Source organism: Pedobacter sp. (assembly GCF_035566355.1).
Lineage (GTDB): Bacteria > Bacteroidota > Bacteroidia > Sphingobacteriales > Sphingobacteriaceae > Pedobacter.
Window position 1 is genome coordinate 1 of record NZ_DATMRL010000469.1, and the last position, 11,671, is coordinate 11,671.

An 11,671-nucleotide genomic window follows, 5' to 3' on the forward strand; every position below is an offset into this window, starting at 1 on the left:
TTTGAACTTTCTTCTATATCACGCAAGTTGGCCAGATTTCCTGCATAGGTCAGTTTGTCCAGGTTGACAATCTCATAATCCGGATAATTGGTCACAAATCTTCTCACCACATGAGAGCCTATGAAACCTGCCCCGCCGGTAATTAAAATCTTCTTCATTTTTAAAATTCTTTTGGCAATTTCAACTCCTGCGCAGCAGCAGCCATTTTGCCGGTGTATATTTTATTGAGTACGTTATTAAGACCATCTTTCAGGTCAAACTGCAAATCTTCATGCAGTTTAGTGTATTTGTTAACCGCAGATAAAGTTGTCCTTACAAAATAGGTAATCAGTTTCTCCTGAAATTTATATAAGGAAGAGAATACCGACTCCTTACACAATACAGGTATACAATTCAACAGGTAAATCCGGAGTTCTACCTCAGAACTGATATCCTTAGTCACCTTAAAATGGTGGTTAATCCTCCCGTTCAGTTTCCTAAAGGTAGTCAGAACATCTTTGGAGGAAAGCTTCGGATCGTGTGCAAATACAGTTCCCGCCTCATCAATCTCCGCCTTCAGCTGCTCCGACCTCTGTTCCAGATCCGATTCATCTTCCAGCAATTTAAAATGCAAATGCTCCGTTAAAACTTTATCCTTCGCAATTAAACGGAGCAAAAGCTTGTCCTTTTCCTTTTCAGGAAGCTCAACAATAGCTGTTTTCAGCACTTTATGCTCCTTTAACAACATTCTTAAAAAGGGTTATCCTTTAAATATTTCTCCCAGTTCCACGCCGACCGCATCATTTCATCAATGTCCAGCTCAGCTTTCCATCCTAAATCTCTTGCTGATTTCTCTACATTTCCCCATACCTGTTCAATATCTCCTTCTCTTCTGGCACCAATAGTATAGTTCAGTTTTTCGCCTGTAGACTTTTCAAAAGCGTGGATGATCTCCAGAACAGAAGAACCCTTACCTGTTCCCAGGTTAAACACTTCATAATTTGAACTCGCTTTTTCACTTTCCAGCCTTTGAATCGCAGCCACGTGAGCTTTGGCAAGATCAACTACATGGATATAATCACGGATAGCACTGCCGTCCGGAGTACTGTAATCATCTCCGTACACCGTAATCGGACCACGTTTTCCAATAGCACTCTGGGTAATAAACGGAACCAGGTTTTGAGGAACCCCAATTGGCAATTCACCAATCAATGCAGTATGATGTGCACCTACCGGGTTAAAATACCGCAGAGAGGTTACTTTTAATGAAGGAGTTACCGCACAGGTTTCCTGCAGGATCTCTTCTGCAATCTGTTTGGTATTTCCGTAAGGAGATTCTGCCTTTTTCACCGGCGCATCTTCAGTTACCGGTAATACATCAGGCTGCCCATACACGGTACAGGAAGAAGAAAACACCAGGTTAACCTTTTGGTTGAAGGCCGTGATCAGATTGATCAGGGAATAAAAATTATTTCTGTAATATTTTAAAGGCTGCTGAACCGATTCACCCACGGCTTTAAATGCTGCAAAATGAATAACCCCACTGATATCTGTGTGTTTTTTTACAAAGTCATTCACTTTTGCCTCATCACAAAGGTCCAGTTCATAAAACTCAGGTTTCTTTCCTGTGATCTTTTCCAGTTGTGTTAAGATTTTTGGATTGGAATTAGAAAAATCGTCTACAATGACCACCCCGTAGCCTGCATTATGCAATTCAACAACAGTGTGTGATCCAATAAATCCGGTTCCCCCGGTTACTAAAATTTTAGCCATTTTTTATACTTCTTATTATCGGTTATAGGTTGTAAAATCTTTATGGTCTTTATTAAACAAGGCCTCTGTAGGCAGCGATTTAAAATACTCGTAAGTAATCTTTAACCCTTCTGCCCTATTTACCTTAGGTTCCCAGCCCAGAATCTCTCTGGCCTTGGTGATATCCGGACGGCGTTGCTTAGGATCATCTACCGGAAGATCCCTCAGGACCAGCTTCTGGCTGGTTCCTGTCAATTTGATGATTTCTTCTCCAAACTGTTTAATGGTGATCTCGTCCGGGTTACCGATGTTCACCGGCAGGGCATAATCGCTCATCAGCAAACGGTAAATTCCTTCGATCAAATCGTCTACGTAGCAGAATGACCGGGTTTGAGAGCCATCACCGAAAACGGTTAAATCTTCCCCGCGTAAAGCCTGACCTATAAAAGCCGGCAATACCCGCCCGTCATTTAGACGCATTCTGGGGCCATACGTATTGAAAATCCTTACAATACGAGTTTCTACACCATGAAAGGTATGGTAGGCCATAGTCATGGCTTCCTGGAACCTTTTAGCTTCGTCATATACACCTCTTGGGCCTACAGGATTCACATTACCCCAATATTCCTCCGGCTGAGGATTCACACTTGGATCACCATAAACCTCTGAAGTAGAAGCAATGATCATCCTGGCCCCCTTACTTCTCGCTAAACCCAGTAAATTATGTGTCCCCAGCGATCCTACTTTTAACGTCTGGATGGGGATCTTCAAATAATCTATCGGGCTGGCCGGAGAGGCAAAATGCAGGATATAATCCAGCTTACCCGGTACATAAACAAATTTGGAAACATCATGATGGTAAAACTCAAAGTTCTCCAGTTTAAAAAGATGTTCAATATTCTGAAGGTCACCGGTAATCAGATTGTCCATCCCGATGACATGATAATCTTCCTTGATGAACCGGTCACAAAGGTGTGATCCCAGAAAACCGGCTGCACCGGTAATTAAAACTCTTTTGCGTTCCATTAGTCTACAAGCTTACGTCCAATACTGTTATAATAATAACCCAGATCTATCATTTTCTGAAGGTCGTATAGATTCCTGCCATCAAAGATCACTTTGTTGGTTAAGGAAGATTCCATTCTCTCAAAATCAGGGTTTCTGAAAACAGACCATTCTGTTGCAATCAGTAAAGCATCTGCCCCGCTCAGCGCGTCATACTGATCTTTGGCAAATTTAATCTTATCGCCAAGGATAGCCTGTACATTTTTCATCCCCTCCGGATCGAAAGCGGTCACCGTAGCTCCGTTTTTTACCAGATGATCAATGATGTATAGTGCTGGTGCTTCACGGATATCATCTGTTTCCGGTTTGAAGGCTAATCCCCAAAGTGCAAAATGCTTTCCTTTCAGATCTCCTTTGTAATATTTCAACACTTTATCCACAAGGACAACTTTCTGTCTCTCATTCACATCCATAACGGCTTTCAGAATCTGAAAATCATAAGCATGCTCATCTGCAGATTTGGCCAGGGCCTGTACATCTTTAGGGAAACAGCTTCCTCCGTAACCAATACCAGGAAACAAAAATCTTTTGCCAATCCGGTCATCAGAACCGATTCCTTTACGTACGGCATCTACATCTGCGCCAACAATCTCGCAGAGATTAGCAATCTCATTCATAAAGGTAATCTTGGTGGCCAGGAAAGAATTCGCAGCATATTTTGTCAGTTCAGAAGAACGCTCATCCATAAACAATACCGGATTTCCCTGGCGCACATAAGGTGCATACAGTTCCGACATGAGTTTTTTCGCCTTTTCACTGCCCGTACCGATCACTACACGGTCCGGTTTCATGAAATCCTCTACAGCTACACCCTCCCGTAAAAACTCGGGATTGGAAACCACATCGATCTCTACATCTGTATGTGCTGTAAAAACGGCTTGCACTTTATCTGCTGTACCTACAGGTACAGTAGATTTATTCACGATAACCTTATATTCGGTCACCAGTTTTGAAATATCTTTTGCTGCACCCAAAATATAGGAAAGATCAGCTGCCCCATCACCTCCGGGAGGAGTAGGAAGCGCCATAAATATGATCTGGGCTTCATGAACAGCGATAGCCAGATCGGTGGTAAATGTTAACCTTTGCTGTGCGATATTTCTATGAAACAATACATCCAGACCGGGTTCATAGATTGGAATAATGCCATGCTGCATCTTCTGCACTTTAGCTTCATCAATGTCAACACAAATAACATTGTTACCTGTTTCTGCAAGACATGTTCCGGTTACCAAACCGACATATCCTGTTCCAATTACGGCAATTTTCATATAATGCTGGGGTGTTTAAAATATGTGGAGAAATCAAGATCAGACGTACTTAACAGCAGTATTCCGGAAGCTTCGTTTCTCATATATTACTCTAGTTTTAATTTTTAAAAGTATCTTCGGCTAAGATAACAAATAAACATTCAAAATGCTTTGGCTTTATAATTTTGGTATTTTTCTCTATAACCTTGTTGTTAAATCAATTGCCCCTTACAATTCTAAGGCCAAATTATTTAATCAAGGCAGAAGGCATCTATTTTCTGTTTTGGAGGAAAAAATACCAAAAGGACAAAAACATGTCTGGTTTCATTTTGCTTCTCTTGGCGAATTCGAACAGGGACGTCCGGTCCTGGAGAAGATCAAGGCACTTTATCCACATAAAAAGATCATCATTACCTTCTTCTCCCCTTCAGGATATGAGGTGCGTAAAAATTATGCGCTGGCCGACGGCATCTTTTATCTCCCACTGGACACTGCCTCCAATGCCAGAAGATTTATAGAAATTGTGAACCCGGAGATTGCAATTTTCACCAAATATGAATTCTGGCACCATTATTTTAAAATATTAAAAGAAAAGAACATCCCGCTTTTCCTGATATCCGGCATTTTCAGACCCAATCAAATGTTCTTTAAATGGTATGGAGGTTTCTACCGCAACATGCTACACTGTGTAACCTGGTTTTTTGTCCAAAATCAAGAAAGTGTACATCTGCTTCAGCAAATCGGTTTACAAAATGTGGAATTGAGCGGAGACACCCGTTTTGACCGGGTTTATGAAAATGCGGAGGCTGTTAAATCCCTGCCCCTCATCGAGGAATTTATTTCCCGTAGCCCTGTCCTTCTGGCGGGCAGCACCTGGCCTGCCGATGAAAACCTGCTGGCTCAGCTTTGCTTGAAACACCCCAGCTGGAAATTCATCCTGGCCCCACATGAGATTGGACTTGACCATATCCGGCAAATAGAAAAACAATTTCCTTCAGCTGTCCGCTATTCTGCCTTACAGAACTCATCGGCAGACAGCCGGGTACTGATTATAGACAATATTGGTCTTTTATCCGCTCTGTATCAGTATGGTACTGTCGCTTATATTGGCGGTGGGTTTGGAGCAGGCATACACAATACACTGGAAGCTGCCGCTTTTGGTTTACCGGTTATCTTTGGTCCCAGGTACGAGAAATTCCAGGAAGCAAAAGATCTGGTCGCAAGAAAAGCGGCCATCAGCATCCATAACGAACAGGAACTGGAAACTGCCTTCAGACATTTATCCAGTCATCCAGCCTTGGGACAAATTGCAAAAGACTACGTTAAAGAGAAAAAAGGCGCTACCGAAGGTATACTCAAAGAAATCAGCAAATACCTGAACTAGTTTTTGGCCAGTTCCACCAGAGCCTTTATAAATTTAGGATGATCGTTCAGGCTTTCTACCAGCTGAACATGTTCTCCGCCCAGTGCCTTAAACTCTTCATGATATTCTACTGTAATCTCATACAAAGTTTCCAGGCAATCCGCAACAAAAGCCGGACTAAAGACCAGCAGACGTTTCTTACCTTCAGCGGCTAATTTCTTTAATACATCAGTAGTGTAAGGCTGTACCCAAGGTTCTTTTCCTAAACGGGACTGAAAACAAACCGTATAGTTTTCTCTGGCTATATTTAGTTTTTGAGCGATTAACTTTGCGGTATCATGTCCTTGAGCAGAATAGCAGTATTTATTGGTATCGTTCAATGTCTCACAGCAATTCTCCTTTTTCAGGCAATAGCTTCCGGTATGGTCACATTTCAGCAGCTGCCGCTCTGGAAGTCCGTGAAAACTGAACAGGACATGATCATAAGTTTCCGGTTGATATTTCTTCGCATTTTCAGCAAAAGCCTCCAGCACAAGTTCATTGTTATGAAAGGAACTGACAAAGGATACCGGGGGCACTGTAGGCCATTTACCCAGGATTTCCATCACACTTTGTATCACAGATCCGGTACTGGCCGAAGCATATTGGGGAAACATTGGGATAACCCGGATGTCTTCCACCAGGTTAGTCTTCATTTTTTCAAGTGCTGTGGCTATGGAGGGGTTTTGGTAACGCATAGCCAGTTCAACCTGATAATCTGGCCCAAGCTGGTCCTGCAACAGGGCTGCCTGGATCTTACTGAAATACAGCAAAGGAGATCCATTCTCGTCCCAGATTTCTTTATAGAGTTTGGATGTTTTTGGGCTTCGGAAAGGAACAATTACCCCTTTAACTAAAAGTGTTCTATTGAATGCAGGAATGTCAATCACCCGTTCGTCCATTAGAAACTGATCAAGATATTTACGAACATCTTTAACTTCCGGACTATCCGGAGTCCCTAAATTCACTAATAATATACCCTTTTTTCCCATAAATTGCCCAAAAATAACGAATCAAGGCGTTATAATGCTTAATCTGTTTTCTGAAAACTAATAATTACTTTTTAATGATGAAGAAGAAATGCTTTGACCTGCTCCATCAGCCACATTGGTGTGGAGGTTGCCCCACAAATTCCCACCTTGTCATTCGGATTAAACCAGGCGAAATCTATTTCCTCTACATTTGAGATAAAGTAAGCATTGTCATTGTATTTTTTGCAAACATCATACAATACTTTACCATTGGACGATTTCTTTCCGGAAACGAAGATGATCTTATCAAAATTAACCACAAACTTTTCCAGGTCACCGTAACGGTTGGATACTTGCCTGCAAATGGTATCATTGGCTTTTACTTCGTAGCCCCTGCTCAGTAGCTGGTCTTTGATATGGTAAAATTTATCTGTGCTTTTGGTGGTCTGGCTGTAGAGGGTAAATGACGATGGCAGCTCCACATTGTCGAGCTCTGACAGGTCTTGAAACACAATAGCTTGTCCGTCCGTTTGTCCTTGTAAACCGATGACCTCTGCGTGGCCGTGCTTTCCGAAAATAAGAATAGGCTCTCCCTCATCATGAGAGTTCTTGATCCGGTTCTGTAATTTTAAAACTACCGGGCAGGAAGCATCGATCAGGATCAGTTCATTTTTAAGGGCCAGTTCATAGGTGGAAGGTGCCTCGCCATGTGCACGCACCAACACTTTCTCATTTCTAAGTGATTTGAGTTGTTCATGGTCAATGATCCTCAGGCCCTTATCAGTTAACCTTTTGACTTCTTCATCGTTATGAACAATATCTCCCAGGCAATACAGATAATCTTCATGGTCCAGTATATCCTCTGCCATTTCAATAGCATAGACCACACCGAAACAGAATCCAGAATCTTTATCTATAGTAACCGTTAAATTATAGGACATATTTTCTCTTTCTTTCTGCAAAAATACGTAAAAACCAGGAGCCTTTATAGTGCAATTTTTGACTGCTGTTTCAGCGCATGGTCATAATGCTTATTATATTCGCTTTTAAGCAATTGCAAACTCACATACTCTTCGGCTTCCCATTCCTTAAGATAAGTTCTCATCTGAGGTTTACGCTGATTGAAGTAATCACATAGCGTTGCTGAAAAAACCACTTGAAATTTCTTTTTGGAAGCGTTGAGTACTTGCATAATTCCTTTTTCAAAAGTGATGCTGCCCACATGCCCGGAATGCAGTTTACCTTGCGGAAACAGCAGGACCAGGTTCAAAGGATCATCCAGCAAATGTCCGGCATAAAGTAACGTCTCCACTACATCTTTACCTTTTTGTTCCGGGGCAAAGCCACCAAAATACTTTAAGAACCATTGCTTTTTATAATCCTCTCCTGTTACCAGTACATGAAATTGCTTCTTAAACACCCTCTTGTTTAAATATACCATCACAAAACCATCCCACCAGCTGAAATGATTAGAGAGCAAAAGAATAGCTTCATCTTCTTTTACATTAAGGTCTGTGGTGTAATTGTAAGAAGAGAAATCCCTTTTAAAGAGATAATCGATATACCAGGAAAAGACCTGCTGAACAATTGAATTCTTACGCGGCTGGTGCATCCTCTAAAGTGCAAAAAAACAGCCAGAAAAACAAATGCTTAACTCAGGTAAACACAGTCTTCCTGTCCGTCTACATCCAGAACCACATCTACGTGCTCCTTAAGTACTGTAGCCATTTGTAAACCCACAAAATCAGTAGCAACCGGAAAAATCTTGTGGCTTCTGTCTACCAATACAACCGTACGGATCTTTTTATGAGGCGTATTTAAAAACACCCCCAAACCGTAGGCAAGGGTTTTGCCACTATTCAGCACATCATCCACCAATATGATTACCTTATTTTTCCACTTGCTTTCATCCAGATCCGTACTGGCCACCAGTTTACTGTTGTTCTTTTCCAGATCAATCCTGAGGATAAGAACTTTCAGATCGGAAATCTTCAACAGCACCTCCTTAAGCCTCAAAGCCAGCTTATAGCCTCTGTCCCATATACCAGCCAGTACAATCTCCTTTTCGTTGAGATTGTCTTCCAGGATCTGGTAGGCGATCCGGTTGATCTTTTGCTGTATTTGTATTTTATCCAGAACTACTAATTGAGAATCGGCCATTTGTTCATTGTTTGTCCTACAAAAAGAACTATTTTAACGATCATAATCAAATATTTAAAAAATATTTTCTAAAGTTTGCAACGTTTGAATACTTTGTGCGTCTAAATTAAGTAAAACCTAATCGCATGAGAACCTTATACCCTATTAAATCAATGTTCGTCCTGGTGCTGGTCTATTGCTTAAGCACCTTGACCCTTTACGCACAACCGAGCAAGAATTTTTCTGTAAATAATTTTAGTGAGATCTCTGTGGCCAGTGGCATCGACCTTTATCTGACGCAGAACGGAACCGAAGCTGTTAAAGTTGTGGCACACGAAGATTTGCTAAAAAATGTGATCGTTGAGAAAAATGGCAATACCCTGACCATCCGGTATAAAGACAATTCGGGATGGGGCAGATTTTTCAAAGGGCAAAGCATCAAGGCTTATGTGAACTTTAAAACATTAACTGCACTTACTGCAAGCGGCGGTAGTGACGTTTTTAGTTCGGCCCCTATAAAAACAGACCGCCTGAATGTAAGGGCTTCCGGTGGATCTGATCTTAAATTAGATCTGACCACGAGGGATTTTCAGCTGCAGGCCAGCGGTGGTTCTGACGTCACCCTTAAAGGTAGTGCAACCAATATGGAAATTCAATCGAGCGGAGGAAGCGATATCAAAGCCTATGAATTTAAAGCAGAGAATGCAAAGGTAAGTTCCAGTGGCGGATCAGATGCCAACGTATATGTAACACGTGCTTTGGAAGCAAGTGCCAGCGGAGGCAGTGATATCCATTACAAAGGAGATGCCTCTCTAAGAAATAACTCTTCTAAAAGCGGAGATGTAACGAAAGTAAATTAAGTTTAGTTTTTAGTTTGTAATCCCTGCCCTGGAATCCCCTCCCTGGCAGGGATTTTTTTAATGCCTCTTTTTATAAGGATAGTAAATGAAATTTGCGCCTTCCGGTACAATGACAAATACACACATATAATCTTCCGGCTTTTTATAGCTCTTCAAAAACAGCTCTTTCCTGTCTGGCTGGATAATTCCTTTTTGAACAAATTCTTCCAGAGTAGAGGCCTGAATGGTCCAGTTGGTATTCAACTCTTCCCTGTTCAGGATCAGTTCTCCTATACTTACACTATGCTGATGGGCAATAAAGATCGGGTGGGCTGAAATTCCTTCTACCATAATTTCTACAGCCACTTCTTTAATGGATTCTGCATAAAATTCCAGGTCTTTCTCCAGGCTCACCAGCGGGCTTTGTTTCTTTTCACTTTTCCCGTCACCTGCCGGCTGTTGCGGCATTAACTCTTCTACATCCATTTCAATTATTTTTGGAGTTTTAACAAAACTACATTTTCCACATGTTGAGTATGCGGGAACATATCTACCGGTTTGATTCGAACAACCGCATATTTCTCTTTCAGTAAGGCAAGGTCTCTGGCCTGTGTCGCAGCATTACAGCTCACATATACAATCTTTTCTGCTTCCATCTCCAGCAGGCGCTCCACCACATCGGTATGCATGCCTGCCCTGGGCGGATCTGTGATCACCACATCGGGCTTACCATGCTCGGTTACAAATTCGGCAGTCAGGATGTCTTTCATATCACCAGCATAAAAAATGGTATTGTCTATACCATTCAATGCAGAATTAAATTTCGCATCCTCAATGGCCGTGGGTACGTATTCTACCCCAACAACCTGTTTTACCTGACGGGCCACAAAATTTGCAATGGTTCCCGCCCCGGTATATAAATCATACACCAGTTCATTTCCGGTAAAGCCGGCAAATTCCCTGGTAATTTTATACAGTTCATGGGCCTGATCAGAATTGGTCTGATAGAAAGATTTAACTCCGATCTTAAATTTCAGACCGTCCATTTCTTCAAAGATATGGTCCCGGCCAGCGTACACCATTACATCCTGATCAAAAATGGTGTCATTTTTCTTCTGATTAACAATATACAGTAAGGAGGTGATTTCTTTGAAATTGACTTTCAGGTATTCCATCAACCCGTCAATCTGATCCTGCTCTGCATAAGCAAAAATCACGGCAACCATCACTTCTCCCGTAGAGGAGGTTCTGATGATCAGGTTTCGTAAATTCCCTTCATGGTTGCGAAGGTCATAAAAAGTCAGGCCATTTTTAATGGCATAACTCCTCACTTCATTTCTCAGTGTATTGGAAGGTTCGGCCTGCAGGTAACAATGTTGAACATCAAGGATCTTATCAAAACGTCCGGGTACGTGAAAACCAAGCGCATTCAGTTCCAGATCTTCCCGGTCTGTCATGTCTTCTTTTTCCAGCCAGCGTTTGTTCGAGAAAGTATATTCCAGTTTATTTCTGTAGTATTTATTCTCTGCTGATCCCAGGATGGGTTCCATGGCAGTCGTATCCACTTTCGCCAGACGCTGTAAAGCGGCTTCTACATTTTTGTGTTTAAACTTTAACTGAGCATCATATTGCATGTGCTGCCATTTACAACCACCACAGGTTCCAAAGTGCTGACAGAAAGGGTCTGTCCTGAACTCAGAGGCAGTGTGCAGTTCTTCAATTACAGCTTCTGCAAAGTTCTTCTTTTTCTTGGTCAGACGTACATCAACAACGTCACCAGGCACTGCTTTATCTACAAAAACGACAAGCTCATCGGCTTTTCCTACGCCTTTACCTTCTTCAGCGATATCTATAATATGCAAATTAGGAAGGATAGTAACCGTCCCTGATTTTCTCTTTCTACTCATTATCCGGCAAATTTACAGGTTTCGTTTGAATTATATACGGTTTTTTTTGGCGCAGAAGTCTTCTCCAGGCATTTTAAATGCCTGCAAAGAGAAGAAAGCCGGATGTCACTTCTTACTTGCCAAATACTTTAAGGATTATTCCAAGAATACCTTCCACCAGGTCAAAGCTTACATCAAACTTTTCATCTACCAGTATCGAAATTTCTAAAACTTCTTTGCTCATTGTAAATGAATGATATATACCAAATGTAAGTGTTTATAGACCAAAAACCAAATCAGTTTTGTGGGGGTTAAGCTTGTTGTGAAAAATAAATGTACTCTTCGGAGACTACGCTTTCTGCGCGCCGCTTTGCGGCCTGCTGCGAAA

14 protein-coding genes are annotated in these 11,671 nt (G+C 41.7%); 2 read left to right on the plus strand and 12 right to left on the minus strand.

Annotated elements, in window-relative coordinates; genetic code table 11:
- The 5 genes from VNZ46_RS18260 to VNZ46_RS18280 all read right to left on the minus strand — a co-directional run.
- A partial coding sequence (locus tag VNZ46_RS18260) for an NAD-dependent epimerase/dehydratase family protein (RefSeq protein WP_325561474.1) occupies window positions 1-158 on the minus strand: 158 nt, incomplete at its 3' end.
- A 2-nt stretch (window positions 159-160) separates the two neighbouring features.
- On the minus strand, window positions 161-727 hold the full coding sequence (locus tag VNZ46_RS18265; protein ID WP_325561463.1) for a hypothetical protein: 567 nt from the start codon (window positions 725-727) through the stop codon (window positions 161-163).
- Window positions 728-729: 2 nt separating this feature from the next.
- Window positions 730-1,752, minus strand: coding sequence for a UDP-glucose 4-epimerase GalE (gene galE, locus VNZ46_RS18270; protein ID WP_325561464.1), 1,023 nt, complete (start codon window positions 1,750-1,752; stop codon window positions 730-732).
- A gap of 15 nt (window positions 1,753-1,767) precedes the next feature.
- Window positions 1,768-2,757 carry a UDP-glucuronic acid decarboxylase family protein gene (locus VNZ46_RS18275; RefSeq protein WP_325561465.1) on the minus strand — a complete coding sequence of 330 codons (990 nt, stop codon included), beginning with the start codon at window positions 2,755-2,757 and terminating at the stop codon, window positions 1,768-1,770.
- Window positions 2,757-4,067, minus strand: coding sequence for a UDP-glucose/GDP-mannose dehydrogenase family protein (locus VNZ46_RS18280; protein ID WP_325561466.1), 1,311 nt, complete (start codon window positions 4,065-4,067; stop codon window positions 2,757-2,759). Before VNZ46_RS18280 ends, VNZ46_RS18275 begins: the two co-directional genes overlap by 1 nt.
- A gap of 145 nt (window positions 4,068-4,212) precedes the next feature.
- On the opposite strand from VNZ46_RS18280, the gene VNZ46_RS18285 reads away from it, so the two are divergent.
- A complete protein-coding gene (locus tag VNZ46_RS18285) occupies window positions 4,213-5,430 on the plus strand; it encodes a 3-deoxy-D-manno-octulosonic acid transferase (protein WP_325561467.1) in 1,218 nt (405 codons plus the stop codon).
- On the opposite strand, the gene hemH is transcribed toward VNZ46_RS18285, so the two are convergent.
- The 4 genes from hemH to VNZ46_RS18305 all read right to left on the minus strand — a co-directional run bounded on the left by hemH (window position 5,427) and on the right by VNZ46_RS18305 (window position 8,579).
- Window positions 5,427-6,440 carry a ferrochelatase gene (gene hemH, locus VNZ46_RS18290; RefSeq protein ID WP_325561468.1) on the minus strand — a complete coding sequence of 338 codons (1,014 nt, stop codon included), beginning with the start codon at window positions 6,438-6,440 and terminating at the stop codon, window positions 5,427-5,429. The genes VNZ46_RS18285 and hemH overlap by 4 nt on opposite strands.
- Window positions 6,441-6,511: 71 nt before the next feature.
- The gene (locus tag VNZ46_RS18295; protein WP_325561469.1) at window positions 6,512-7,360 is read right to left on the minus strand and encodes a 4-hydroxy-3-methylbut-2-enyl diphosphate reductase; all 849 of its coding nucleotides are present in this window, start codon (window positions 7,358-7,360) and stop codon (window positions 6,512-6,514) included.
- Window positions 7,361-7,404: 44 nt separating this feature from the next.
- Window positions 7,405-8,031, minus strand: a complete 627-nt coding sequence (locus VNZ46_RS18300; protein ID WP_325561470.1) for a 1-acyl-sn-glycerol-3-phosphate acyltransferase — start codon at window positions 8,029-8,031, stop codon at window positions 7,405-7,407.
- A 38-nt stretch (window positions 8,032-8,069) separates the two neighbouring features.
- Complete coding sequence (locus VNZ46_RS18305; RefSeq protein ID WP_325561471.1) at window positions 8,070-8,579, minus strand: phosphoribosyltransferase family protein; 510 nt, start codon at window positions 8,577-8,579, stop codon at window positions 8,070-8,072.
- A 125-nt stretch (window positions 8,580-8,704) separates the two neighbouring features.
- On the opposite strand from VNZ46_RS18305, the gene VNZ46_RS18310 reads away from it, so the two are divergent.
- The gene (locus VNZ46_RS18310) at window positions 8,705-9,418 is read left to right on the plus strand and encodes a head GIN domain-containing protein (RefSeq protein ID WP_325561472.1); all 714 of its coding nucleotides are present in this window, start codon (window positions 8,705-8,707) and stop codon (window positions 9,416-9,418) included.
- 57 nt (window positions 9,419-9,475) lie between these two features.
- On the opposite strand, the gene VNZ46_RS18315 is transcribed toward VNZ46_RS18310, so the two are convergent.
- The 3 genes from VNZ46_RS18315 to VNZ46_RS18325 all read right to left on the minus strand — a co-directional run bounded on the left by VNZ46_RS18315 (window position 9,476) and on the right by VNZ46_RS18325 (window position 11,527).
- A complete protein-coding gene (locus tag VNZ46_RS18315) occupies window positions 9,476-9,883 on the minus strand; it encodes a hypothetical protein (protein ID WP_133782481.1) in 408 nt (135 codons plus the stop codon).
- A gap of 5 nt (window positions 9,884-9,888) precedes the next feature.
- Window positions 9,889-11,304 (minus strand): 23S rRNA (uracil(1939)-C(5))-methyltransferase RlmD, encoded by a 1,416-nt coding sequence (gene rlmD / locus VNZ46_RS18320; protein ID WP_325561473.1) that lies wholly within the window; start codon window positions 11,302-11,304, stop codon window positions 9,889-9,891.
- Window positions 11,305-11,416: 112 nt separating this feature from the next.
- The gene (locus VNZ46_RS18325) at window positions 11,417-11,527 is read right to left on the minus strand and encodes a phenylalanyl-tRNA synthetase subunit alpha (RefSeq protein WP_108555555.1); all 111 of its coding nucleotides are present in this window, start codon (window positions 11,525-11,527) and stop codon (window positions 11,417-11,419) included.
- Window positions 11,528-11,671 lie beyond the last annotated feature (144 nt).

Excerpts from the sequence above, each read along its gene's own strand:
- VNZ46_RS18265 (WP_325561463.1), bottom strand. The coding sequence starts at position 727 with ATGTTGTTAAAGGAGCATAAAGTGCTGAAAACAGCTATTGTTGAGCTT.
- galE (WP_325561464.1), bottom strand. The coding sequence starts at position 1,752 with ATGGCTAAAATTTTAGTAACCGGGGGAACCGGATTTATTGGATCACAC.
- VNZ46_RS18275 (WP_325561465.1), bottom strand. The coding sequence starts at position 2,757 with ATGGAACGCAAAAGAGTTTTAATTACCGGTGCAGCCGGTTTTCTGGGA.
- VNZ46_RS18280 (WP_325561466.1), bottom strand. The coding sequence starts at position 4,067 with ATGAAAATTGCCGTAATTGGAACAGGATATGTCGGTTTGGTAACCGGA.
- VNZ46_RS18285 (WP_325561467.1), top strand. The coding sequence starts at position 4,213 with ATGCTTTGGCTTTATAATTTTGGTATTTTTCTCTATAACCTTGTTGTT.
- hemH (WP_325561468.1), bottom strand. The coding sequence starts at position 6,440 with ATGGGAAAAAAGGGTATATTATTAGTGAATTTAGGGACTCCGGATAGT.
- VNZ46_RS18295 (WP_325561469.1), bottom strand. The coding sequence starts at position 7,360 with ATGTCCTATAATTTAACGGTTACTATAGATAAAGATTCTGGATTCTGT.
- VNZ46_RS18300 (WP_325561470.1), bottom strand. The coding sequence starts at position 8,031 with ATGCACCAGCCGCGTAAGAATTCAATTGTTCAGCAGGTCTTTTCCTGG.
- VNZ46_RS18305 (WP_325561471.1), bottom strand. The coding sequence starts at position 8,579 with ATGGCCGATTCTCAATTAGTAGTTCTGGATAAAATACAAATACAGCAA.
- VNZ46_RS18310 (WP_325561472.1), top strand. The coding sequence starts at position 8,705 with ATGAGAACCTTATACCCTATTAAATCAATGTTCGTCCTGGTGCTGGTC.
- VNZ46_RS18315 (WP_133782481.1), bottom strand. The coding sequence starts at position 9,883 with ATGGATGTAGAAGAGTTAATGCCGCAACAGCCGGCAGGTGACGGGAAA.
- rlmD (WP_325561473.1), bottom strand. The coding sequence starts at position 11,304 with ATGAGTAGAAAGAGAAAATCAGGGACGGTTACTATCCTTCCTAATTTG.
- VNZ46_RS18325 (WP_108555555.1), bottom strand. The coding sequence starts at position 11,527 with ATGAGCAAAGAAGTTTTAGAAATTTCGATACTGGTAGATGAAAAGTTT.